Below are 23,696 nucleotides of genomic sequence, written 5' to 3' on the forward strand. Positions count from 1 at the left end.
AAAACGAGTAATTCGCTGTTTATCACTTGGAGAAGAATAATGAGAAAAATACCGTCAAAGTTGAGTCAGTTGATTTCCTCTATCGTTTTATTATCGTTTCCTATGACGCAAGGAATTGCTGCGCAGGTTCCCGCAGGTGTAGTGTTGGCAGAGAAGCAAGAAGTTATTATTAATAATGGTGTTGAGGTTACATCACTGGATCCGCATAAAGTTGAAGGTGGTCCGGAAACCAACATTATTCGTAATTTGCTTGAAGGATTGGTAAGCACCGGGCCAAACGGTGAAATTGTGCCGGGAGTCGCAGAAAAATGGGAAACTGATGATTATCAGGTATGGACATTTTATCTACGTGACAATGCCAAGTGGAGTGATGGTAAGTCAGTTACGGCACAGGATTTTGTTTATAGCTGGCGTCGTCTCTCTGATCCAAAAGTAGGGTCGCCTTATACCAGTTATTTGCAATATACCTATGTATTGAACGCAGATGATATCTTAAAAGGAAAAAAATCGCCTGATCAACTGGGTGTTAAAGCGCTGGATAAGCACCGTTTTCAAGTGACATTAAGTCGTCCAGTTCCTTACCTTATTAATATGTTGAGCCACACACCGCTGAAACCCGTCCGGCAAGATATTGTGGAGAAGTTTGGTATTAAGTGGACGTCACCAGAAAACTTTATCGGCAATGGAGCTTATATATTAAAGGATTGGGTTATTAATGAGCGAATCGTTTTAACACGTAATTTGCAATACTGGAACAATAAAGCGTCCATTATCGAAAAAGGTACTTTCTTACCTATTGTCTCAGGTATCAGTGACGTAAATCGCTATCGCAGTGGGGAAGTAGATATTACCAACAATGCTATTCCTCCAGAACTGTATCAAAAAATGAAACGGGATATTCCTGAGCAAGTGCAAACTTCACCTTACCTATGTACGTTTTATTACGAAATTAATAACCAAAAGCCATTATTTAAAGATAAACGAGTGCGTGAAGCCATTAAGCTGAGTCTTGATAGGGACATTATCACTCAAAGGATTATGGGACAGGGGCAAATTCCGGCATACGGTTTCACTCCTACTTTTATTGGTGGTGGTCTTACGATTAATCCAGAATGGGCGAATTGGACACAAGAACAGCGCAATCAACGGGCAAGAGAGTTATTAAAAGAAACCGGCTTTGATGCCAATAATCCACTCAAATTTACTTTGCTCTATAACACCTCAGAGCAGAACAAACAACAGGCTATTGCCGCCGCGTCCATGTGGCAGAAAAACATTGGTGCAAAAGTCACATTGCAAAATCAGGAATGGAAAACTTCACTGCAAAATCGCCACCAGGGAAATTATGATGTGGCGAGAGCTACATGGTGTGGCGATTATAACGAGCCTTCATCCTTTTTAAATTATTTATTGTCAGACAGTAGCAACAATACGGCATTCTATCAGAGCGCCGCATTTGATAATTATCTTAAGCAGGCTCTGACAGCTAAAGACGAAAAAACACGCAAGGAATTTTATCAGTTGGCAGAGGCTCAGCTTGATGCTGATTCGGGGTTGATTCCGGTGTATTACCGGGTTTCTACGCGCCTGATTCGCCCAACGGTCGGAGGAATGACAGGAAAAGATCCTTTAGATTACGTTGATCTTAAGAACTTATATATCAAAAAAATAGATAACTAACTGTTATTACAGTAATTCTATTGCTGTAAATGTAAATAAAGCAGTTCCTTTGGAAATGAGAAAATAATTAATCCTGAAAATAGGGTGGCTTTTATAAAAGCCTGATGAATCAATAGGAGTAATAGAAAGATGAAAAACACAATAAAAAAGAAGATTGCTGCTGGCGTTACGGTAGCATTAAGCATGATGATCGGGGCACAGGCATTTGCTGCTAAAGTTCCTGCGGGTGTACAACTGGCAGAAAAACAAACTCTGGTACGCAATAATGGCACTGAACCACAATCACTGGATCCACATAAAATAGAAGGTGTACCAGAATCAAATATTGCCCGTGATTTGTTTGAAACACTAGTGATTAATGAGCCTGATGGCAAAATTATTCCGGGTGTTGCCGAAAGCTGGGAACATAGCCCGGATTTCACAGTCTGGACATTCCACCTGCGTAAAGACGCAAAATGGTCAAATGGTGATCCTTTCACGGCGCAAGATTTTGTTTACAGTTGGCGTCGAGCGATTGATCCAAACACTGCATCCCCTTATGCAAGTTACATGCAATATGCTCATCTTCTGAATGTTGATGATATTATCAAAGGTAAGAAAAAACCGGAAACATTGGGTGTTAAAGCATTAGATGACCATACATTACAATTAACACTCAGAGAACCTGTACCTTATTTAGTCCGATTAATGGTTCACACATCAACATCACCTGTCCATCGTGCGACTGTTGAAAAATATGGTGAAAGATGGACACAGCCCCAGCATTTTGTCGGCAATGGTGCTTATAAAGTGAAAAGTTGGGTGATTAATGAGCGCCTTGTTTTAGAACGTAATTCAATGTATTGGGATAATAAAAATACAGTCATTGATCAAGTCACTGTCCTACCTATCTTCTCTGAAGTCACTGATGTCAATCGTTATCGTGCCGGCGAAATTGAGATGAGTTATGACAACTTACCCGTTGAGTTATTCCAAAAACTGAAAAAAGAGATCCCTGAACAATTACGTGCTAACCCGAAATTGTGCACCTACTATTACGAAATTAATAATGAGAAGCCGCCATTTAATGATCCTCGAGTACGCACCGCGCTAAAATTAGGTATGGATCGCGATCTTATGACTAATAAGGTGAAAAATCAGGGTGATATACCGGCTTATGGTTATACACCACCCTATATCGCCGATTTTAAAGATGAGAAACCAGATTGGTACGTAAAACTAAATCAACAGCAGCGTAACGAAGAAGCGAAAAAGCTACTGGCAGAAGCTGGATTTACCAAAGATAAGCCACTGAAAATTAAGTTACTGTATAACACTTCCGATCTACATAAAAAATTAGCCATTGCAGCCGCGTCTGTTTGGAAAAAGAATATCGGTGTTGAAGTTTCTCTCGAAAATCAGGAATGGAAAACCTTCCTTGATTCCCGTCATCAGGGTAATTATGACGTCGCCCGAGCCGGGTGGTGTGCTGACTATAACGAAGCCTCTACCTTCTTGAACCCTATGTTATCCAATAGCAGCAACAATACTTCTCATTATAAGAGCAAAGAATTTGACGCTTTAATGAAACAGTCATTGCAAGCTAAAACTGATGAAGAGCGAGCCGAAATCTATGCTAAGGCTAATGCTCAATTGGATAAAGATTCCGCGGTGGTTCCTCTCTTTTACTATACAAACACCCGTTTATTAAAACCTTATGTAGGTGGTTACACTGGCAAAGATCCGCTGGATAATTTCCACACCAAGGACATGTACATCATAAAACATTAGGAATCAGCAGGTGGCTTAAGTGATGAGCTGCCTGCGTATCAATAATTAAGACCAAGGTTTGGTCAGACAATAGGAACGGGCAATGCTTAAATTTATTTTACGCCGCTGCTTAGAGGCGATCCCGACACTTTTCATTCTCATCACGATTTCGTTCTTCATGATGCGGCTTGCTCCGGGTAGCCCATTTACCGGAGAAAGAAAGCTGCCACCTGAAGTGATGGCGAATATTGAAGCAAAATACCATTTGAATGATCCTATCTATAAACAATATTTCAATTACTTAATCCAACTCTCCAAAGGGGATTTTGGCCCTTCATTCAAGTATAAGGACTACAGTGTAAATGATTTGGTGGCAGAAGCGTTGCCCGTTTCTGCTAAATTAGGTGCTGCTGCTTTTATTATGGCAGTTATATTTGGTGTCAGTGCGGGGGTTATTGCTGCACTGAATCAGAATACTAAATGGGATTATACGGTAATGGGGTTTGCTATGACGGGGGTTGTTATCCCGAGTTTCGTGGTGGCCCCTTTATTGGTTCTGATATTTGCCATTACATTAAAATGGCTGCCGGGGGGCGGTTGGAATGGTGGCGCACCTAAATATATGCTCTTGCCGATGGTTGCTTTATCCCTTTCTTATATCGCCAGTATTTCCCGTATTACCCGTGGTTCCATGATCGAAGTTCTGCATTCTAACTTTATCCGAACAGCAAGAGCCAAAGGGCTGCCATTACGAAAGATTATTTTCCGCCACGCATTGAAACCTGCCTTATTACCAGTGATTTCTTATATGGGGCCAGCCTTTGTGGGCATTATTACCGGTTCAATGGTTATTGAAACTATCTTCGGTTTACCCGGTCTGGGGCAATTGTTCGTTAATGGCGCTTTAAACCGTGACTATTCATTAGTGTTGAGCCTGACGATTTTGGTAGGTGGGCTGACCATTATGTTCAATGCTATCGTTGATGTGCTGTATGCCGTTATCGATCCGAAAATACGTTACTAAAGACTGGAGCACGCAATGTTAATAAATAAGAAAAATAGCGAAGCTCTGGAAAATTTCTCTGAGCAGCTGGAAATTGAAGGCCGTAGTTTGTGGCAGGATGCACGCCGCCGTTTTATGCACAATAAAGCAGCAATTACAAGCTTATGTATCCTATTTTTAATTACATTGTTTGTCATTCTGGCACCAATGTTATCTCAGTATACCTATGACGACACTGACTGGAACATGATGACCATGCCACCTGATTTTGAATCGCACCACTATTTTGGTACAGATTCATCCGGTCGTGATCTGTTAGTTCGTGTAGCCATCGGCGGACGCATTTCATTAATGGTTGGTATCGCGGCTGCTCTGATTGCTGTGATATTCGGCACATTATATGGCGCGATGTCAGGTTATCTTGGTGGCAAAGTCGATATGGTCATGATGCGTTTGCTGGAAATCCTGAACTCCTTCCCATTTATGTTCTTCGTCATCCTGTTAGTGACTTTCTTTGGGCAAAACATTCTACTGATTTTTGTTGCGATAGGCATGGTGTCATGGTTGGACATGGCACGTATCGTCCGGGGCCAGACATTGAGCCTCAAGCGCAAAGAATTCATTGAAGCTGCATTGGTCTGTGGTGTATCTACTCGTCACATCGTTTTACGTCATATCGTGCCAAACGTACTGGGTGTGGTGGTAGTTTATGCTTCATTGCTGGTGCCAAGTATGATCCTGTTTGAATCTTTCCTGAGTTTCCTTGGATTGGGAACTCAAGAACCCCTAAGTAGTTGGGGAGCCTTATTAAGTGATGGTGCTAACTCAATGGAAGTGGCTCCGTGGTTACTCTTATTTCCTGCGGGCTTTCTGGTAATGACCCTATTTTGTTTTAACTTTATTGGTGACGGCCTGCGAGATGCCCTCGACCCGAAAGACCGTTAAGGAGAGCCTATGAATAGCGTAGAAACGATAAAACATGCTGAACCGCTATTAACGGTGAAAGATTTAAACGTGGTATTCAGTACGCCTGATGGCAACGTAACAGCAGTGAATAAACTGAATTTTGATTTACAGGCAGGGGAGACTCTGGGCATTGTGGGTGAATCAGGTTCCGGTAAATCTCAGACAGCATTTGCATTAATGGGATTGCTGGCCAGTAATGGTGCTGTCAGTGGATCAGCGGTTTTTAACGGGCGCGAAATTCTTAACCTGCAAGAAAAAGAGCTGAATAAGATGAGAGCGGAAGAAATCTCAATGATTTTCCAGGATCCTATGACATCTATCAATCCTTATATGCGGGTAGGTGATCAGCTGACCGAAGTGCTGATGCTGCATAAAAATATGAGCAAGAGTGAAGCTGTTGAAGAATCCATCCGAATGTTGGATGCCGTCAAAATGCCAGAAGCGCGTAAACGCATGAAAATGTTCCCGCATGAATTTTCTGGTGGAATGCGTCAGCGCGTCATGATAGCAATGGCGCTATTGTGTCAGCCTAAATTGCTGATTGCGGATGAACCTACTACTGCGCTGGACGTCACTGTTCAGGCGCAGATCATGACTTTACTTAACGAACTGAAAAAAGAATTTAACACTGCCATCATTATAATCACCCATGACTTGGGAGTGGTGGCTGGTATTTGTGACAAAGTGTTGGTTATGTATGCAGGCAGAACCATGGAATATGGTACTGCGCGCGACGTATTTTATCGTCCGACACACCCTTATTCGATTGGATTGCTGAATGCCGTTCCCCGACTGGATGATGATGAAGAATCTCTGGCAACAATTCAGGGCAATCCTCCAAATTTGCTGCGTTTGCCAAAAGGCTGCCCATTCCAGCCACGTTGTCAGTTTGCTACTGAACATTGTGTGAGTGAAGAACCACCATTGGAACAGTTTGACCTTGGGCGCTTACGTGCCTGCTTCAGACGTCAGGAGGAATTAGTATGAATACAACAACTGAAAAACGAGTTCTCCTGGAAGTTGACGATCTAAAAGTTTATTTTGATATCAAAGATGGCAAGCAGTGGTTCTGGCAATCAGCGAAAACATTGAAAGCCGTAGATGGCGTCACCTTGAGACTATACGAAGGAGAAACGCTGGGAGTCGTGGGTGAATCAGGCTGCGGTAAATCAACCCTTGCCAGAGCGGTTATTGGATTAGTCAAAGCATCTGGTGGTTCGGTTACCTGGCTTGGTCAAAACCTTTTTGATATCAATGAAAAGCAGTGGCGGGATATCCGTAATGACATTCAGATGATTTTTCAGGACCCGCTGGCATCCCTTAACCCACGTATGACGATTGGTGACATCATCGCCGAACCACTAAAAACTTATTCCCCCAAAATGAAAGATGCGGAGGTAAAAGAAAAGGTTAAAAAGATGATGATGAAGGTAGGTTTATTGCCTAACCTGATTAACCGCTATCCCCACGAATTTTCAGGCGGTCAGTGTCAGCGTATCGGCATTGCCCGAGCTTTGATTCTGGAGCCTAAACTGATCATCTGTGACGAACCCGTTTCCGCATTGGATGTTTCTATCCAGGCGCAGGTTGTGAACTTATTGCAGGAAATACAACGGGAGATGGGGCTTTCCTTGATCTTTATCGCTCACGACCTCTCAATAGTAAAACATATCTCAGATCGAGTATTGGTCATGTATTTGGGAAACGCAGTGGAACTGGGGACTTACGACGAGGTTTATCACAATCCTTTGCATCCATATACCCGCGCATTGATGTCAGCAGTACCTATTCCTGATCCAGATAAAGAACGTAATAAACATATTGAATTGCTGGAGGGGGAACTCCCTTCACCGATTAACCCCCCATCCGGATGTGTATTCCGCACTCGTTGTCCGATGGCTGATACAGAATGTGCCAGAACGCGCCCATTACTGGAAGGTAGCTTTAAACATGCGGTTTCTTGTCTTAAGGTTGATCCGTTATAGCAAGTGAACAAGAGGTTGTGGTAAGTAAATCGTTTATATGATGCTGTCACTAATATTTATTCAAGGCCCTCATTGTGAGGGCTTCTTTATGGATGAACAAAGAGTTAATCTTCCCATTTTATATGAAGGTTAAAAATAGTACGGAGATAGTACGGAGGCATCATGACCTCAGCCAGATACACTTCTCTTGCTCATATGTGGGAGATCACGTACAGATATAGAGCTGTAGTTTGCTTTGTCAAAGTTAAGATACCGGAAGCCTTACTAACTGGGATGCGTTCATATAGATGGGTATCAACAAAAATCAATGTAATTATTTACCCTAAGAAATATTACTTGTTATTTTTACTTCTTCCACAATACCCACCAAGTCGGATGCGCCTTTTCCCGGCAAATCAGTACCCGCGCAAAGATATCATCGATTTCTGCGTCATCAGATTCTGCCAGTCCAATAATCACCTCCGAAAAAAAATCAGGATCTAACTCAAAATCCACTTGTTCGAGCCATATTTTTGAGGGTTCTGATAACTCTGCACCACCACGTTCTTCAAACTGTAAACTAAACAGTAAACTATCCGCAGGATCAAGATTGGCGACTGCTTGTTCCAGAAATATGTCGTAGGCTTTTTCCAGTGCCTCATCTTCGGTCATTCGGTTATTAAGGTCTAATTGCAGAAAATGTGGATGTGTTGGTCGATTTTCCATGGTGGTATTACCTGAGCTTAATAAATAACTGAGAGAAATTAAAACATGAACAACAGTGGTTGGGTACTGTTAACCTAAAATAATAGCCCCATTGGTATTGATGGGGCTATGATGAATGTTCATATATCCGTATTCAGCAGCGCTTTTTGCGCTGCAACTCACAAAAGTGGACTGAAAAAATAACAAAGACGTTCAAGGATGCGGTGCCGGACAGGGCGCTTTAGCCATTCTTCACTATCAAGCAGTGTAGATCGGGTAATATAATCCTGTTGAACAAGCATTAAGTCACTGCCAAACAGCCCATCATCAATAATAACTGTGATTTCAAAGTTCAACCACAAGCTGCGCATATCCAAATTGACAGAGCCAACCATGCTGAGTTGCCCATCCACTAAAACGCTTTTTGTGTGTAATAGCCCATCCTCGAATTGATAAATTTTCACGCCTGCTTCCAGCAATTCTGTAAAAAATGCCCGGCTTGCCCAACGCACAAGGAATGAATTGTTCTGGCTTGGCATAATAATGCTGACATCAACCCCACGCATGGCCGCAGTACAGATTGCGTGCATTAAATCGTCACTGGGCACAAAGTAGGGCGTAGTAAGAATGAGTTGCTCTCTGGCAGCAAAAATAGTAGTCATTAGGGATTGCTGTATCAACTCATCGGGAAAACCGGGGCCGGAGGCAATGACCTGAGCGGTATGCCCGGATGCCTGTTCAAAAGGCATGATATTATTGTCAGGTGGCGGGGGCAGGTGGCGTTGACCCGTTTCCATTTCCCAGTCGAAAGCATAGACAATTCCCAATATTGCTGTGACAGGACCTTCCATCCTTACCATGATATCGATCCATTGACCAACTCCTGCATCCTGTTTGAAAAAACGGGGATCTACCATATTCATACTACCGGTATATGAAATATAGTTATCGATAAGAATAATTTTTCTATGCTGCCGCAAATCCATACGACGTAAAAACAGACGAAAGATATTAACTTTTAGTGACTCTACAAATTCAATGCCGCTCTTACGCATAATGTCAGAGTAGGGGCTGCGGCAAAATTGCCAGCTTCCGGCCGAATCTACCATTATACGGCATTTGACACCGCGCTTAGCTGCACGCATTAAAGCGTCAGTAACCTGATCAACCAACCCGCCAGCCTGCCATATATAAAACACCATTTCGATACTATGATCAGCATTTTCTATATCATTGATGATAGATTTCAGAGACTCTTCATAAGAAGTCATGAGTTGCATTTGATTGCCTCTGACTCCTTTTATTTTCTGGCGGCGTTCACATAACCGGAACAGTGGCGCAGCCACTTCACTATTTGCATTGGCAAAGATATGTTTCGATTTCCTTAGCTCAGAGAGCCAATTAGCTACGGACGAGCGCATCTGTTTTGCTTGTTCAACTCTGCGTTTACCCAGATGCAGTTCGCCAAATGACAGATAAGCAACAACTCCGACTAAAGGAAGGATGTAAATGATAAGTACCCAAGTCATCGCTGATGTCACTGGCCGACGTTTCATCAGGACTCGAATGGTGATACCGGCAATAATCAGCCAGTATAAGAAAAACGCCAGCCAGCTTAGTACAGAATAAATGGTTGTCATAGGTGGCAATCAATCCTGTTTAGGTATTTTAATACTGTTGTTAGTGTAAGTTTCTGGAAATTTAGAAAAACTATCAAGGGGATACAGTCAAATTAGCAAAAAATAATCAAAATACTGCCAATATCCAATCAAATACAGTCTTATATATTATATGATTGGGTTCGGCTCAATCAGATGTTATTTGTTTTGTTAAATTATGATGAAACATATTCAATATGAATATTGAGACAAATCTGTGATTAGTTGACATCCTTGATATTGACATTTAAGAATACTGCTATTCACTTGTATTGAGAGAAAGTTTAAACAACCAGGGTATTTTATGAAAAAAAGCAGGAATGAAGTAGGAAGATGGCGTCTCCTTCGTCAAAATATCCGCCGTCGTCGTCGTTGGTTAGAAGGTCAATCACGCCGAAATTCACGTATCTATACATTACGTAAGATAAATAATTACAAACATCGCAGGTCGATTCTGTTCATACAAAACGCAGAGCTGTAGCTGTTTTAAATATGATATGTGTATGTGGCATGATGCAGATGTTTTTGGATCTTTATTGAATATGATAGTCATTTGCATTTAAACTAATGGCTATCTTAAAATTAACTATCATGCTGCTAATCAAGAATTTTCTTATGCGTTGGATACATTGGCCAGTACTACTCTCTGTTTGTTTACATATTTTCATTGCCGCGGCGCTTTTTGGCTCCATTAAATCTGGAGAACCGCCGGAAGCTCCTCCGATGTCTGTAGCCATGATCCAGTTGGCGGCGGAAGAGTCTCCTGTCTCTGAACCTGCTATGCCTGAATCCGTTTCTGAACCAGAGCCTGAACCGGAACCTATTGCAAAAATAGCGCTAGTTAAACCTAAGCCTGAAAAGAAACCGGAAAAGAAGAAAATTGCTAAAAAAGAGTCTAAGCCAAAAGAGATAAAGACGGAAAAAACGTCAGAAGAACCTGTGAAACCGATTACGGATCAAGAACTGCTGTTAGCAAAAAACTTGAATGACCAGAAACCAACTGACTCTGCCATCAGAGACACTTCTAGAGCACAAAGTGGGCCGAAGGCATTGAGCAGGATGGATCCTATTTATCCATCCAGAGCGCAACAGTTGGGTACAGAAGGCACTGTGCGGGTAAAATATGATATTGATGAAAATGGTCGGGTTAAGAATATCGAAATTATTTCTGCGGATCCTAAAAATGTTTTCGAACGTGAGGTGAAAAAAGCCATGAGAAAATGGCGGTATGAAAAGAAACCGGCAACGGGATATGTGACTACTATTGAATTTAGGTTGTCAGGCATTTCACTATCATAACTTATTAGCAATAAAAATTAGTAATAAAAAAGGAGCTCATTCAATGTGCTCCTTTAGTTTGTGAGTTACTTTTCTAATGAATCGTTACTCTGAATCACTGCTTTCCAGTTTGAAGTTTCTTTTCCCTTCCGGTAAAGGACGGGAAGTATTATTTTCATTAACGGCCACGTATGTGAAAACAGCTTCTGTTGCCCGGTAACGTTGCCCAACTGGTTCAGAGGCCACTTTCTTCACCCAAACTTCAATATGAATGGTGATGGATGAATTTCCCGTTTTCAGACAACGGGCATAACAGCAAACGACGTCACCTACCGCAACTGGTTTTAGAAAACTGATTCCATTTACGCTAACAGTAACTACGCGTCCCAGAGCAATTTCTTTTGCCAGAATTGCGCCGCCAATATCCATTTGAGACATCAGCCAGCCACCGAAGATATCCCCATTGGCGTTAGTGTCAGCAGGCATGGCCAGTGTACGGAGAACCAACTCTCCGTTTGGTAAGCATTGTTGTTGTGTCATTAGAAAACTTGCTTTATTTGGTGATTACAACAATACCTGCCAGTAATTCGGCAGGTATCCATATGAAAGTTATTATTATTCTTGTTTGCGAGGCAGATGGCGGTAGATATATATCACACTCAACACGGTAAAGACCAGTGTTAATGCTGTTAACCCGAACACTTTAAAGTTAACCCAAATATTTTGAGGTAGCCAGAAAGCAACATAAATATTTGCCAACGCGCAGGCGATAAAGAAGATTGCCCAAGCCATGTTCAGCTTGTTCCAGATAGTATCAGGTAATTTTAATTCTTTACCCAACATCCGTTGGATCAGTGGCTTTTTCATAACCCACTGGCTAATAAGCAGAACTAAGGCAAAAATAGCATAAACGGCAGTTACCTTCCATTTAATGAACAAATCGCTGTGAAAAGCCAATGTTAATGTGCCAAAGATGGCAACCATGACAAATGTAATTAAGGAGGATTTTTCAACTTTGCGATACATCAAATAGGCGATGACAACGGCCAGGCCTGTCGCTGCTATTAACGCTCCTGAAGCATAGAAAATGTCATACATCTTGTAGACGACGAAAAAAACGACTAATGGCAAAAAGTCTAAAAGTTGTTTCATAAATTGGACTCACTTTAATACCGATGGTGGCATGTTCCTGAATTTATGCCAGAGTGTATCAGATCTCAATGAAATGGTTTAAAGAAAAAGGTTGGGAGCGGAATGATGAGGATTGTGAGTTTTGATTTAACACAGCATTATAATGTGCCTCATTTCACGAAAGGACTGTAATGCTATGTTGTGGAAAAAAATATTGTGGAAAAGCGTGTTGAAGTGGAAAAGGTTATATCGCTGGATGCCGGGATTGGAGAGTCTTTGTCACTATCGTAAAGAGTATTTCAGTCATGATGTGCGAGCCGGTTTGTCTGTTGCTGCTGTCGCTTTGCCTGTTGCGATTGCGTATGCTGAATTAATGGGAATAAGCGCTATCATTGGCCTGTATGCTTGTATTTTACCCATGATTGCTTATGCGTTGTTTGGAACATCTCGCCAGTTGATAGTCGGGCCGGATGCTGCAACATGTGCTGTTATCGCGGCTGCGGTTACTCCGCTGGCGTTAGGGAATGAAGATGTTCGTTGGCAGCTCGCCATCGTGATGACATTGATGACGGGATTTTGGTGCATACTGGCAAGTCACTTTCGGCTGGGAGCATTTGCTGATTTTATCTCCCGGCCCATTTTAAAAGGTTTTATTAATGGGGTGGCGATTACTATTGTGGCGGATCAGATCGCCAAAGTATTTGGGCTTTCCGGTTTACCACCAGAATTGATTGAACGATTGGTTGCATTAGCGCATAAGTTGCTGGCATCTCATTGGCCGACTGTCGGGATGTCCGCAATGACGTTATTAGTTTTGCTGAGTGTACGTTTTCTGCGACCAGGTTGGCCTGCACCGTTGCTGGCGATGATCATTTCTACTTATGTGAGTTGGCAATTTGAATTGAATCAATATGGTATTCAAATTGTTGGTCATATGAAGGACGGTTTGCCGATTGTCCCAATGCCTGAATTCGAGTTCAGCAGCATACGTGATTTGGTTGTTCCTTCCATCAACCTTGCGGTGATCAGTTTTGTCAGTTTCATGATGACAGCACGCAGTTTTGCCAGTAAAAATGGTTATCAGGTGGATGCTGATTTAGAATTACGGGCGTTGGGCATCGCCAATATTGCGTCATCGTTATCACAAGGATTTGCAGTCAGTGCCGCCAGCAGCCGTACCGCAGTCAATGATGCTCTTGGTGGGAAAACGCAGATGGTATCGGTTATTTCTGCAATAGCCATATTATTAGTATTGTTTTTTATGACTGAATTTCTGTCATATATCCCATTATCATCATTAGGCATTGTCCTGATCTTTTCTACATGGTCATTACTCGGGTTAAAGAATATCTGGGCATATCGGAAACGTAATCGTCAGGCTTTTATATTATCCATTTTCACATTGATTGCAGTTTTATTAGTCGGTGTGATTGATGGTATTGGTTTTGCTGTATTATTGGGTTTATTGCAATTTTTACGTATTATTTTTCGTCCTTCTGATCAGCTGTTGGGTGTAAATGAGCAAGGTATGATCCGTTCAATCAATCAAGGCAATGATATTGAACCAGTGGATGGAGTCATGATGTATCGTTTTAATTCACCTTTAACTTATTTTAATGTCGGGTATTTCAAGAAACGGATTTTACAGCATGTAAATAGCACCTTAAAACGTCCTGAATGGTTGGTTGTGGATGCAACAGTCAGTTTTACCTATGATGATGTGAGTGTGTTTGCTGCGTTGGATGAACTCATTACGGAACTGAAACGAAAAAGGATAACGTTAATCCTTGCTGGCCGCAGAACTGAATTGAAGAACTGGATCAAACAAAACAAACTCAAGCGCAGTGATGAGGATTTAATTATTGTTCCTGATCTCTATTTTGCTATTCGTTTGATTCAGAGTAAGAAACAAGTTGAAGAGAAGAGCCTCGCTGAGTAGGGCGAGGCAATTGATTTCTTATGTGTAACTAACTTGTAATTTACTGATTTTGTGGTTTAGTCAGCATATACAAACGGAATAGATAAATCAGCAATATAGAAGACAGCAGATTATTCAGTGATGATAGTGCGATATCAGGCAGTTTGGACAAACCCAGTACTAAAATCAGTTTTATTGCAAGCCATAGTAGTACAGCAGGAACTAACAGGCGAAAATTATTGAACGCTAATCTCCAGCTTTCTTGCATGGAAGCAAAGACCCCTTTACCTTTATCAAGCAGAAAAATAGGGGCAAATGCAAATGTAATTGAAAATAGAACTCCTGGGATGTACATCAACGCATGACCTATCTGAACCAATAGAGTACAGATAAACATCAGCAATAACATCTTAGGTAATTGAATAAGCGATAGTTTACTGACCTGTAATGCATTGGTTTGATGCCCATTTGAAATAGCACTGATAAGTATCAATACACTGACAGTGAGTAAAGTATCGCCAAATATGTTGGAAAATAGGATCCCGAATGCTGTACGCAGGAACATTAACTGCTCTTCCGGGGTCAATTGCTCTACGAAGTTTTTAATGCCCGCATTGCCTGATTCTTTGAAAGCATCTTGTATCTCAACCAGTAACTTGAGTTGCTCACCATCAGGCATGAGAACATGTTCCAGCAGTGTTGTCACCAACGCGGCCAAAACAGAGAGTATGACAATATTCAACAGTTGATGCTTAAAGAAGTTGAGACTGTCACGATACAGGGTATTTGCCGTGATGGGCATGAAAATGGCTCCTATCAGATGAAACAATGATGATACCTAATTGTACCTTGTTCGACAGATTATTGGATACCTAAAAGATAAAGTTAGTCACTATTGCAGAATATTTGTTACCAGAAACGATTTTTGGTTAATTTTTGTTCTTATGATAATTGCGTTAATTCTGTGTTAACTGAACAGGATCTAATTGATATATATTAGTTGTCAATATAATACTAATGTTCTTAATTATAAGTTGTAATCAAAAATTGATATAAAAATTTAATATTTACTTCACCATAAATATATATTCAAGTAATTTTGATTTGGATCAATTAAAAATATTCCATAGATGAAATAATAAATTTGTAAATAACAAAACCACATAAATGGGATTGATAATGAAAAAGATTTCTGCGCTTGTCTTGGCTGCTGCAACTCTGGCTCCATCATTGACTTTTGCCCATGAAGCCGGTGATTTCCTATTCCGTGCAGGTACAGCAACGGTAAGACCAAATGCTGGCTCTGATAACGTTTTAGGTTTAGGTTCATTTGATGTAAATAATAACACACAGTTAGGTTTAACTTTTGGTTATATGGTCACTGATAACATTGGTGTTGAATTATTGGCTGCTACGCCATTTCAGCATAATGTTAACCTGCCGAAAGCTGGTGAGATCGCAAGGGTTAAACATTTACCACCAACATTAATGGCACAATACTATTTTGGTGATAAAGAAAATAATTTACGTCCTTATATTGGTGTAGGGGTAAACTACACAACATTCTTTGATGAAAAATTTAATAATAACGCAACTGTTAAAGCGGCGAATTTAAATAGTCTGGATCTGAAAGATTCCTGGGGGGTTGCAGGTCAGGTAGGTTTAGATTATCAACTGGATAAAAACTGGATGTTGAATACTTCACTCTGGTGGATGAATATTGAAACTGATGTGAAATTTAAAGCAGGCGATAAAGATTATAAATATAAAACCCGTCTTGATCCTTGGGTATTTATGTTTGGTGTCGGTTATAAATTCTGATTATTTGATGATGCGAGTGTAATTAACCTGTGTGTTTGATAACCCAATAGATTTCAAGTTGCAGCTTTGTTAGCTGCAACTTAAAAGATAAAGGGTCTAAGAGAGAATCAATGGGGCATAGCATATGCTTGCCCCATTTTTAGGTATTTTCCCAACTTATTCACCGGAGTTTTATGGAGTTAATAACGGTTTTAACTCCCTTAATCCCTCTTGCAATTTGAATTGCTTGTTTGACTTCTTCAGGAGAACGTGCAAATCCACTTAATTGCACACGTCCTTTATAGGTTTCTACACTAATGTTATTGGATTTCAAATTCTTAGCTTCAAATAGTGCGGTTTTTATTTTGGTAGTGATCACCGTATCATCAATGTAGTTTCCAGTGCTTTCTGTTGTTGCCGTTGGAGCACATGCAGATACCGTAACGGCTATAACTGCCGCAATAAGAAATGCAGAAATGGCCTTCAATTTTTTCATAGTAAGTCTCCATTGATGTCAAAAAATAATGTTGTTAAATATAAATATTATTCTTCTATTACTTTGATTTTTCATTTCATTTGGTTACATGGTTTTATTACAGAGTAATAATGTGATGACGATAATTAAGAAGTATTGTTGAAGACAGAATAAATTACAAATAACGGAGGTTCTTTTTCAGACAGCAATTTTCCTCCATAAACTGAGCTATGGAGGAAAGAGAGTGATTATTTCTGGGTTGCTGATTTCATGGAACGGACAAATATCGTGAGTTTTTCCAACATAATTTGAGGTTGATGTAAATTATTCTCAATGATATTTATCACAGCAGAGCCTGAAATAGCACCGGCAACCTCACTATTGATGACAGATATGACTTGCTCTGGTTCAGAAATTCCGAACCCTTGTAGAGCAGGTACTGCATGATATTCTTTTAGTTTATTAACCAAATGTGTCAGTGGTTGTTCCATCCGATTTTGAGTTCCTGTGATACCGGCTCTTGACAGCAGATAAATGTAACCGCGCCCTAATGAGGCAATTTCACGTAGCAAATTATCATCTGCATTGGGTGGACAGATGAAGATCGGTGCAATGCCATGTTTTATGGCCGCTGAATAAAAAGGGCGTGATTCAGATAATGGCACATCAGCAACCAGAACCGAATCAACACCCGCTTTTTTACAGTGATTGTAAAATTCATCTATCCCATGATGAAATACCAGATTTGCGTACATCAGCAGTCCGATTGGAATATCAGGATGTTTTGTCCGAATTTGTGCCAATAACTCAAGACATAATGTCGGTGTGACTTTGGCAGATAACGCACGCAGATTAGCATTTTGAATCGTCGAGCCATCTGCAAAAGGGTCGGAAAATGGAATGCCGATTTCTAAGGCATCGGCTCCACCGGAAATGAGAGCGTCGATAATATCTAAAGATAATTCAGGATTAGGATCGCCAAGAGTGACAAAGGGAACGAAAGCGCCTTGATTTTGTTTTTCTAACTTTTTAAATAACAATTCGTAACGTTCCATCAGATTTCCCCTCTTGATTTCAAAATATTATGAACGGTAAAGATATCTTTATCGCCACGACCGGATAAATTGACGATTAATAATTGTTCTTTATTCGGTTCTTGATGGATCATTTTCAACGCGTAGGCAAGCGCATGTGAAGATTCTAAGGCTGGAATAATACCTTCATTGATTGATAGTGCCTTAAACGCATCCAGTGCTTCATCATCAGTGATGGAAACATAATCGGCCCGTCCAATGCTGTTAAGATAGGCATGTTGAGGGCCAACGGAAGGAAAATCCAATCCGGCAGAGATGGAATATGACTCTTCTATTTGCCCATCTTCTGTTTGCATGATCGGCGATTTCATGCCAAAGTAAATTCCTAACTTACCGTGTCTTAATGGTGCACCATGCTCCCCGGTTTCGATACCATGCCCGGCAGGTTCAACACCAATCAGCCGAACGTGGGTTTCTGGAATGAATTCTGCGAATAATCCAATAGCATTTGAGCCACCGCCAATACAGGCAATGACAGCATCAGGCAGGCGTCCTTCTTTTTCCAAAATCTGGGCTTTGGCTTCTTCACCAATCATGCGTTGAAATTCACGTACCATTGTGGGGTAAGGGTGTGGGCCAGCAACAGTTCCGAGCAAATAATGTGCTTTATCATAGCTGCCAGACCAGTCACGCATGGCTTCGTTACAGGCATCTTTTAGTGTTGCGGAGCCGCTGTGAACAGGAATGACTTCAGCTCCCATAAGGCGCATACGGAATACATTGGGAGATTGACGTTCAATGTCTTTTGCTCCCATGTAGATGCGGCATTTCAAACCTAAAAGCGCACATGCCAGGGCAGTTGCCACACCATGCTGACCGGCGCCCGTTTCAGCAATAATTTCTTCTTTTCCCATCCGTTTTGCCAGTAATGCTTGCCCTAATACCTGATTGGTTTTATGTGCCCCTCCGTGGAGTAAATCTTCTCGTTTCAGATATAAATGGGTTTTCGTGCCTTTGGTTAAATTCTGGCATAGTGTTAAAGCAGTAGGACGGCCTGCATAGTTTTTCAATAAATCATGAAATGCTTGTTGAAATTCAGGATCATTCTTTGCCTCAATAAATGCTTCTTCTAATTGATCAAGGGCAGGGATTAGGATCTGGGGAACAAATTGCCCGCCAAAATCACCAAAATACGGATTTAACTTAGTCATTATTTTTATTTCCCACTTTCTGTTTAAAATTTAACTGTCCGAATATTAGTTTTTTGAATATTGGTTTTCTGAAAATATGACTAATAACAGCGTAGTTGTTGGAATACTTGTTTTATTTTCTGGCTACTTTTGATCCCCGGCCTGATTTCAACACCGGAATTAAAATCCAGTCCGTAACAACCCAGAGCTGCGGCTTGTCGACAGTTCTCTGCATTTAAACCACCTGCTAATACACTGTTATGCTGAAAACTTTTGTCGATTAATTGCCAATCAAAGACTTTTCCTGTACCTCCAAAGCCATTATCCAATAATAGGTGATCAATATTGGAATTGGATATATCGAAAAGCGTTTCTGCCTGTGACATATCAATCGCTTTCCAGATCTCACAATTTTCCGGTAGTACAGAATGGAGTGCATTGATGTAGGTTTGATCCTCATGACCATGCAATTGAACGGCTGTTAGTGAAAGATTGCGGGCAGTATGATTGATGAATTCAATTGACTGATCCTGAAATACACCGACATATAACAAAGGGACTTCATTAATTATTTGTTGTGCTTGTTGCAGGCTTACTTTACGCGGTGATTTTTCAGCAAAAATCAAACCACCATAAACGGCACCAGCCTGTAATGCTGCTTTAGCATCTTGTGAACGGGTTAAACCGCAAACTTTATTGTCACCCAGAATCAGTCGTCGTAGAGCGAGATCCAAATCGGATTGAGCCATCAAAGCACTACCAATCAGGAATCCATGGGCAAATTGGCTTAATTCTCGTACTTGTTGGTGGAGGTAAATGCCGGATTCACTAATAACAATGGTATCTTCTGGCAAATCGGTGGCCAGCCTGCGGGTACGATCTAAATCTATAGACAAATCACGCAGATCCCGATTATTAATACCAATCACTTTTGCACCCAGCGCTATTGCCCGGCGGCGTTCCTCTTCGTTGCTGATTTCTGTTAATACTCCCATATCAAGGCTATGTGCCAGTTCGGATAGTTGACGGTAGGTATCATCATCAAGAACAGAAAGCATCAACAAGATAGCATCGGCCTGATAATAGCGGGCAAGGTAAACCTGATAAGGGTCAATAATGAAATCTTTACACAGAATGGGTTGATGTACAGCCGCACTGACTACGCGAAGAAAATCATAACTACCCTGGAAATACTTTTCGTCAGTCAGTACAGAAATCGCTGCTGCGTAGGGTTGGTAATTTTTGGCAATGCGCGCTGGATCGAAATCTGTGCGTATCAAGCCTTTTGAAGGAGAAGCCTTTTTGCATTCCAGAATAAAAACCGTCTGCTTATGAGTCAGTGCCTGATAAAACTGACGGTGGCTTGGTACAACGGAATCAATAAAACTTTCCAGTGGCTGTTTTTCCTTGCGAGTGATGAGATATAGTGCCTTATCTGCAACAATCTTCTGTAATACATTACTTTTCATGATTAAGTCCTTGCCGCTAATGCGATCACTTTTTCATAGGCTTGGCCGCTATAAATTGTATCTAATGCCAGTTGGGTATTTTGCCGTAAATCTTCGTTCCCATGTATTTTCATTAAGAGTGCGACATTAGCTGCCACTGTATCGGCATGAGCTTTTGCCCCCCGTCCTTGCAGTAATAAACTCAACATATGGCAATTTTCTTGCGGTGTTCCGCCATTCAGCGATGATATCGGATGATTGGGCAGCCCAAAATCTTTCGCTGTTAACTGATATTGAGTAATTTCACCGTAATTAAGTTCAGCAATTTGAGTAGGAGCGTGCAAAGCAACCTCATCCATGCCCCCGCTATGTACCACCGCAGCACGTTGATATCCCAATACTTGTAATGTACGCACGATAGGATCTACCAATTCTGGGCTGTAAACACCAATCAAGGTGAGAGGCGGTCGGGCAGGGTTGATTAGTGGACCAAGTACATTGAATAAAGTACGGGTTTTCAATTGCTGGCGAACTGTTACTGCATGATGAAATCCACTGTGGTATTGCGGCGCAAATAGAAAACAAATATTAATTTCATCCAAGGCACGGCGGGATTTTTCAGCGCTGGCATCCAGTGCTATACCAAATTCAGTCAGTAAGTCAGATGAACCTGAACGACTGGAAATGCTGCGGTTGCCATGTTTTGCGACTTTAAGGCCGCAGGCAGCGGCAACAAAAGCACTGGCAGTTGAAATATTGATACTGTTTGTACCGTCTCCGCCTGTGCCGACGATATCACAGAAGGAATAGTCAGGGCGTGGAAAAGGAGAAGCATGGGTTAATAGTGCCTGTGCCGCGCCTGCAATTTCCTGTGGCTGTTCGCCCCGCAGTTTCATGCTGATTAATACAGCAGCTAATTGAGGCTCACTTAATTCACCACAAATAATAGCAGTGAAGAGTTTTTCGCTTTCTTTTTGGGTCAGGGGTTGGGCGCTGAACAGTTTTTTGAAAATTAATTGCATTTTCTTCATCCTCTTCTTTTTATCTGTTGAGTCTCTTTGGATGCAGCGCCCATGCCAGAGTTTGTTCAAGCAACCTGGCTCCTTGCGCTGTCAGGATTGATTCAGGGTGGAACTGGAATCCACAAACTCTGTCATCATCGTGACGTACAGCCATGACTGTCTCACCACAAGAAGCCGAAACAGTCAGTGTTGCCGGAATGTTAACGCCTGCAAGAGAATGATAACGGGCAACGGGGAGAGGGTTAGGCAGATTGGAAAACATGGCTTGTCCATCATGTGTCGCCAATGTTGATCTACCGTGCAGAATTTCTTTGGCTGCCGAAATATCGCCGCCATATGTTTCGATAATCGCCTGATGCCCAAGACATATACCAATCACTGGGATTTGCCCAATGACCTGCCTGAGTAATTGTGGCATGCACCCGGCCTCTGACGGTTTTCCTGGGCCAGGGGATAACATCAGCAAGGGGGAGCCTATCTTTCCAAGTTGCGCTATTATTGTCTCTGTGGAAACCGTATTACGGTAGATAACCACTTGATGACCACTGGCACGGAGTTGATCCACGAGATTGTAGGTAAAGGAATCTACATTATCGAGCAGAAGAATATTTGCCATTAGAATGCAACCTCCGTATTGTGAGCCTGAGTTATAGCACGAATGACAGCTCTGGATTTATTGAGAGTTTCGGTGACTTCTGCTTCGGGAACGGAATCCAAAACCACGCCTCCACCTACCTGAACAGTGGCTTTACCGTCTTCTACATAGGCAGAGCGAATAACAATGCACGTATCAAAATCTCCTTTGCCGGTGAAGTAACCGACAGCGCCGCCATAACTGCCTCGACGTTCACCTTCATATTGAGTAATAAGTTGCATCGCCCGGACTTTTGGTGCTCCTGTCAGTGTTCCCATATTCATACAAGCCTGATAAGCATGAAAGATATCCAGGTCATGACGAATTGTGCCGACAACACGTGAAACAAGGTGCATAACAAACGAATAGCGATCGACTTTGGTTAAATCAGCGACATAGCGACTCCCCGGCTCGCAGATACGGGCTAAATCATTGCGGGCCAAATCAACCAGCATGACATGCTCAGACAGCTCCTTGGCATCGGTACGCATTTCTAACTCAATTCGGCTATCAAGATCGGCATCTAACTCACCATTAGCATTGCGTCCACGGGGACGAGTTCCTGCTATTGGATAAATTTCAACCTGTCGGCTATTAGCATCATATTTAAGGGCACTTTCAGGTGATGCACCAAACAGGCAAAAATCCTGATCCTGCATAAAGAACATATAAGGACTAGGATTTTGATTTTTTAAGGTACGGTAAGCATTTAATGGGGAAGGGCAGGGTAATGTGAAACGCCGGGATGGAACTACCTGAAATATCTCACCCTGACGAATAAATTGCTGTAATCGCTGAACGATATCTGCGTACTGTTCATCACTCCGGTTACAGGAAATCTCCATACCAGGTAATGTTATGGGCACCAATGGCTGACGAGGTTGAGCAATGATGTCAGTCAGTGCGGATAAGCGTTCTTCAAGGCGTTGTTTTTCTGTATCTGATTCACCGAACAGTGAAGTTTGTAACAAGGTGTGCCGGCTTTGATGGTCGATCACCATTAAGGTTTCTGCCAGATAAAAACAAAAATCAGGGCAGCGTTGAGAAGTTTTGACTTTGGGGAGTGGTTCAAACCCGACTACTAAATCATAGGCAAATAATCCACCTGCGAAAATGGCATCAGGTGTTCCTGAAAGAGAAGATAACGTGGTTAGAACGCGTAATGCGTCAAAAACAGAATCCGCTTTTAATCGGCTGTCTTCGTCTAAGTTTTTTTCAATGATAGGAAATTGTGCCTGAAAGGAGTGCGTATCAATACTGATTTGGGCTTTCTCTGACAGTAAATCAGCGAGAACAGGCAGCAAATTTCGGCCATTTTCAGTAAGCGCTGTAAAATTGACCTGTCGCTCATTGGCGGTAATACGTATCGCGCTATCAATGATCAACATACTTTTAAGATTTTTTTTACTGTTTATTTCAGCAGATTCTAGCAATAACGTTGCTGGTCGGTTGTTGCAAAGTTGATTGAAAAGTAGTGTAGGATCAGCCTGATAGACTGCTTCTATTTGATTTATTGAAATATTGAAGTCCTTACCTATCATACCCACCCCTTTTGTTATCTTTATCTACAGAAAATTGGTATAAAAAAACCCGCTTTTTCAGAGCGGGTTCTTGGCACTTTGGTTCTCTGCTTATGTGCGTAATTCAACCGCCCTGAATGGGGAAATTGAGCCACCAACGCATCTCCTGAGTAGTTTTCATAAGTCTGATCATCTTAAGTGCCTTGTTAAGTAGAGTTTTAGTTAAATGTATCCAAATCAATCTTGCGTACTAGTAAACTGATTCGAGATTCACTTGTCAATGGTTTTTTGTGTTTGTAGAAAATGCAAAATTAATGGAGATTAGTCAAAAAATATAAAAACAAAATTATATCCGTCATTCCGCAGCTAAATCTGTAATATACTGATTTTAAAACGGTTGTATAAAATTCACGCTAATGTTAATTCTTAATTAAAACAATAAATTACGAATGCGGTGCGGAATGTCGGTTATATTCTTATTTTTAGATAGTTAATGATATTTTATTTCAATTTAATGCAAC

General features: G+C 41.4%; 22 protein-coding genes and 1 other annotated feature. Of the genes, 10 read left to right on the top strand and 12 right to left on the bottom strand.

The window, feature by feature from the left end; translation table 11 throughout:
- Positions 1–39: 39 nt before the first annotated feature.
- From Xbud_RS06095 to oppF, 6 genes are all read left to right on the top strand, one after another.
- Positions 40–1,680, top strand: a complete 1,641-nt coding sequence (locus Xbud_RS06095; RefSeq protein WP_099135225.1) for an ABC transporter substrate-binding protein — start codon at positions 40–42, stop codon at positions 1,678–1,680.
- 129 nt (positions 1,681–1,809) lie between these two features.
- Positions 1,810–3,450, top strand: a complete 1,641-nt coding sequence (gene oppA, locus Xbud_RS06100) for an oligopeptide ABC transporter substrate-binding protein OppA (RefSeq protein ID WP_099135226.1) — start codon at positions 1,810–1,812, stop codon at positions 3,448–3,450.
- Positions 3,451–3,532: 82 nt separating this feature from the next.
- Entirely contained in the window at positions 3,533–4,453 is a 921-nt protein-coding gene (oppB, locus tag Xbud_RS06105; RefSeq protein WP_086953278.1) for an oligopeptide ABC transporter permease OppB, read from the top strand.
- Between the two features lie 15 nt (positions 4,454–4,468).
- Positions 4,469–5,377: an oligopeptide ABC transporter permease OppC gene (oppC, locus tag Xbud_RS06110; protein WP_099135227.1), complete on the top strand. Its 909-nt coding sequence runs from the start codon at positions 4,469–4,471 to the stop codon at positions 5,375–5,377.
- Between the two features lie 9 nt (positions 5,378–5,386).
- On the top strand, positions 5,387–6,385 hold the full coding sequence (oppD, locus tag Xbud_RS06115; RefSeq protein WP_099135228.1) for an ABC transporter ATP-binding protein: 999 nt from the start codon (positions 5,387–5,389) through the stop codon (positions 6,383–6,385).
- The gene (gene oppF / locus Xbud_RS06120) at positions 6,382–7,383 is read left to right on the top strand and encodes a murein tripeptide/oligopeptide ABC transporter ATP binding protein OppF (protein WP_099135229.1); all 1,002 of its coding nucleotides are present in this window, start codon (positions 6,382–6,384) and stop codon (positions 7,381–7,383) included. Before oppD ends, oppF begins: the two co-directional genes overlap by 4 nt.
- Before the next feature lie 345 nt (positions 7,384–7,728).
- Here oppF and Xbud_RS06125 read toward each other — a convergent pair whose 3' ends face one another.
- Entirely contained in the window at positions 7,729–8,088 is a 360-nt protein-coding gene (locus Xbud_RS06125; protein ID WP_099135230.1) for an HI1450 family dsDNA-mimic protein, read from the bottom strand.
- A 158-nt stretch (positions 8,089–8,246) separates the two neighbouring features.
- Positions 8,247–9,707, bottom strand: a complete 1,461-nt coding sequence (cls, locus tag Xbud_RS06130; RefSeq protein WP_099135231.1) for a cardiolipin synthase — start codon at positions 9,705–9,707, stop codon at positions 8,247–8,249.
- Positions 9,708–10,029: 322 nt separating this feature from the next.
- Here cls and Xbud_RS06135 point away from each other — a divergent pair, with 322 nt between their 5' ends.
- Positions 10,030–10,206, top strand: coding sequence for a YciY family protein (locus tag Xbud_RS06135; protein ID WP_099135232.1), 177 nt, complete (start codon positions 10,030–10,032; stop codon positions 10,204–10,206).
- Positions 10,207–10,316: 110 nt separating this feature from the next.
- Positions 10,317–11,024, top strand: coding sequence for a TonB system transport protein TonB (tonB, locus tag Xbud_RS06140; protein WP_099135328.1), 708 nt, complete (start codon positions 10,317–10,319; stop codon positions 11,022–11,024).
- 84 nt (positions 11,025–11,108) lie between these two features.
- Here the strand turns inward: tonB and yciA are convergent, their stop codons facing one another.
- The gene (gene yciA / locus Xbud_RS06145; RefSeq protein WP_038270132.1) at positions 11,109–11,543 is read right to left on the bottom strand and encodes an acyl-CoA thioester hydrolase YciA; all 435 of its coding nucleotides are present in this window, start codon (positions 11,541–11,543) and stop codon (positions 11,109–11,111) included.
- A 75-nt stretch (positions 11,544–11,618) separates the two neighbouring features.
- Positions 11,619–12,155 (bottom strand): septation protein A, encoded by a 537-nt coding sequence (locus Xbud_RS06150; RefSeq protein WP_099135233.1) that lies wholly within the window; start codon positions 12,153–12,155, stop codon positions 11,619–11,621.
- A gap of 175 nt (positions 12,156–12,330) precedes the next feature.
- On the opposite strand from Xbud_RS06150, the gene Xbud_RS06155 reads away from it, so the two are divergent.
- Positions 12,331–14,073 carry a SulP family inorganic anion transporter gene (locus tag Xbud_RS06155; RefSeq protein WP_425304015.1) on the top strand — a complete coding sequence of 581 codons (1,743 nt, stop codon included), beginning with the start codon at positions 12,331–12,333 and terminating at the stop codon, positions 14,071–14,073.
- Between the two features lie 40 nt (positions 14,074–14,113).
- On the opposite strand, the gene Xbud_RS06160 is transcribed toward Xbud_RS06155, so the two are convergent.
- Complete coding sequence (locus tag Xbud_RS06160; RefSeq protein WP_099135234.1) at positions 14,114–14,854, bottom strand: YciC family protein; 741 nt, start codon at positions 14,852–14,854, stop codon at positions 14,114–14,116.
- A 377-nt stretch (positions 14,855–15,231) separates the two neighbouring features.
- Here Xbud_RS06160 and ompW point away from each other — a divergent pair, with 377 nt between their 5' ends.
- Complete coding sequence (gene ompW / locus Xbud_RS06165) at positions 15,232–15,873, top strand: outer membrane protein OmpW (protein WP_099135235.1); 642 nt, start codon at positions 15,232–15,234, stop codon at positions 15,871–15,873.
- Positions 15,874–16,033: 160 nt separating this feature from the next.
- On the opposite strand, the gene Xbud_RS06170 is transcribed toward ompW, so the two are convergent.
- The 7 genes from Xbud_RS06170 to Xbud_RS06200 form a co-directional block, all read right to left on the bottom strand.
- A complete protein-coding gene (locus Xbud_RS06170; protein ID WP_099135236.1) occupies positions 16,034–16,348 on the bottom strand; it encodes a BON domain-containing protein in 315 nt (104 codons plus the stop codon).
- A 227-nt stretch (positions 16,349–16,575) separates the two neighbouring features.
- Positions 16,576–17,382 (bottom strand): tryptophan synthase subunit alpha, encoded by an 807-nt coding sequence (gene trpA, locus Xbud_RS06175; protein ID WP_099135237.1) that lies wholly within the window; start codon positions 17,380–17,382, stop codon positions 16,576–16,578.
- Positions 17,382–18,572, bottom strand: coding sequence for a tryptophan synthase subunit beta (trpB, locus tag Xbud_RS06180; protein ID WP_099135238.1), 1,191 nt, complete (start codon positions 18,570–18,572; stop codon positions 17,382–17,384). Before trpB ends, trpA begins: the two co-directional genes overlap by 1 nt.
- An 80-nt stretch (positions 18,573–18,652) precedes the next feature.
- Positions 18,653–20,020 (bottom strand): bifunctional indole-3-glycerol-phosphate synthase TrpC/phosphoribosylanthranilate isomerase TrpF, encoded by a 1,368-nt coding sequence (gene trpCF / locus Xbud_RS06185; RefSeq protein ID WP_099135239.1) that lies wholly within the window; start codon positions 20,018–20,020, stop codon positions 18,653–18,655.
- Positions 20,021–20,022: 2 nt separating this feature from the next.
- Complete coding sequence (gene trpD / locus Xbud_RS06190; RefSeq protein ID WP_099135240.1) at positions 20,023–21,021, bottom strand: anthranilate phosphoribosyltransferase; 999 nt, start codon at positions 21,019–21,021, stop codon at positions 20,023–20,025.
- A 19-nt stretch (positions 21,022–21,040) separates the two neighbouring features.
- The gene (locus tag Xbud_RS06195) at positions 21,041–21,637 is read right to left on the bottom strand and encodes a glutamine amidotransferase-related protein (protein WP_099135241.1); all 597 of its coding nucleotides are present in this window, start codon (positions 21,635–21,637) and stop codon (positions 21,041–21,043) included.
- Positions 21,637–23,196 (bottom strand): anthranilate synthase component 1, encoded by a 1,560-nt coding sequence (locus tag Xbud_RS06200; protein WP_099135242.1) that lies wholly within the window; start codon positions 23,194–23,196, stop codon positions 21,637–21,639. Before Xbud_RS06200 ends, Xbud_RS06195 begins: the two co-directional genes overlap by 1 nt.
- Before the next feature lie 39 nt (positions 23,197–23,235).
- Positions 23,236–23,338: a sequence feature (Trp leader region), on the bottom strand.
- Between the last annotated feature and the right edge of the window lie 358 nt (positions 23,339–23,696).

It is taken from the genome of Xenorhabdus budapestensis, from assembly GCF_002632465.1.
GTDB lineage: Bacteria > Pseudomonadota > Gammaproteobacteria > Enterobacterales > Enterobacteriaceae > Xenorhabdus > Xenorhabdus budapestensis.

Coding starts and splice junctions, on each gene's coding strand:
- Xbud_RS06095 (WP_099135225.1), top strand. CDS start 40: ATGAGAAAAATACCGTCAAAGTTGAGTCAGTTGATTTCCTCTATCGTT.
- oppA (WP_099135226.1), top strand. CDS start 1,810: ATGAAAAACACAATAAAAAAGAAGATTGCTGCTGGCGTTACGGTAGCA.
- oppB (WP_086953278.1), top strand. CDS start 3,533: ATGCTTAAATTTATTTTACGCCGCTGCTTAGAGGCGATCCCGACACTT.
- oppC (WP_099135227.1), top strand. CDS start 4,469: ATGTTAATAAATAAGAAAAATAGCGAAGCTCTGGAAAATTTCTCTGAG.
- oppD (WP_099135228.1), top strand. CDS start 5,387: ATGAATAGCGTAGAAACGATAAAACATGCTGAACCGCTATTAACGGTG.
- oppF (WP_099135229.1), top strand. CDS start 6,382: ATGAATACAACAACTGAAAAACGAGTTCTCCTGGAAGTTGACGATCTA.
- Xbud_RS06125 (WP_099135230.1), bottom strand. CDS start 8,088: ATGGAAAATCGACCAACACATCCACATTTTCTGCAATTAGACCTTAAT.
- cls (WP_099135231.1), bottom strand. CDS start 9,707: ATGACAACCATTTATTCTGTACTAAGCTGGCTGGCGTTTTTCTTATAC.
- Xbud_RS06135 (WP_099135232.1), top strand. CDS start 10,030: ATGAAAAAAAGCAGGAATGAAGTAGGAAGATGGCGTCTCCTTCGTCAA.
- tonB (WP_099135328.1), top strand. CDS start 10,317: ATGCTGCTAATCAAGAATTTTCTTATGCGTTGGATACATTGGCCAGTA.
- yciA (WP_038270132.1), bottom strand. CDS start 11,543: ATGACACAACAACAATGCTTACCAAACGGAGAGTTGGTTCTCCGTACA.
- Xbud_RS06150 (WP_099135233.1), bottom strand. CDS start 12,155: ATGAAACAACTTTTAGACTTTTTGCCATTAGTCGTTTTTTTCGTCGTC.
- Xbud_RS06155 (WP_425304015.1), top strand. CDS start 12,331: ATGTTGTGGAAAAAAATATTGTGGAAAAGCGTGTTGAAGTGGAAAAGG.
- Xbud_RS06160 (WP_099135234.1), bottom strand. CDS start 14,854: ATGCCCATCACGGCAAATACCCTGTATCGTGACAGTCTCAACTTCTTT.
- ompW (WP_099135235.1), top strand. CDS start 15,232: ATGAAAAAGATTTCTGCGCTTGTCTTGGCTGCTGCAACTCTGGCTCCA.
- Xbud_RS06170 (WP_099135236.1), bottom strand. CDS start 16,348: ATGAAAAAATTGAAGGCCATTTCTGCATTTCTTATTGCGGCAGTTATA.
- trpA (WP_099135237.1), bottom strand. CDS start 17,382: ATGGAACGTTACGAATTGTTATTTAAAAAGTTAGAAAAACAAAATCAA.
- trpB (WP_099135238.1), bottom strand. CDS start 18,572: ATGACTAAGTTAAATCCGTATTTTGGTGATTTTGGCGGGCAATTTGTT.
- trpCF (WP_099135239.1), bottom strand. CDS start 20,020: ATGAAAAGTAATGTATTACAGAAGATTGTTGCAGATAAGGCACTATAT.
- trpD (WP_099135240.1), bottom strand. CDS start 21,021: ATGCAATTAATTTTCAAAAAACTGTTCAGCGCCCAACCCCTGACCCAA.
- Xbud_RS06195 (WP_099135241.1), bottom strand. CDS start 21,637: ATGGCAAATATTCTTCTGCTCGATAATGTAGATTCCTTTACCTACAAT.
- Xbud_RS06200 (WP_099135242.1), bottom strand. CDS start 23,196: ATGATAGGTAAGGACTTCAATATTTCAATAAATCAAATAGAAGCAGTC.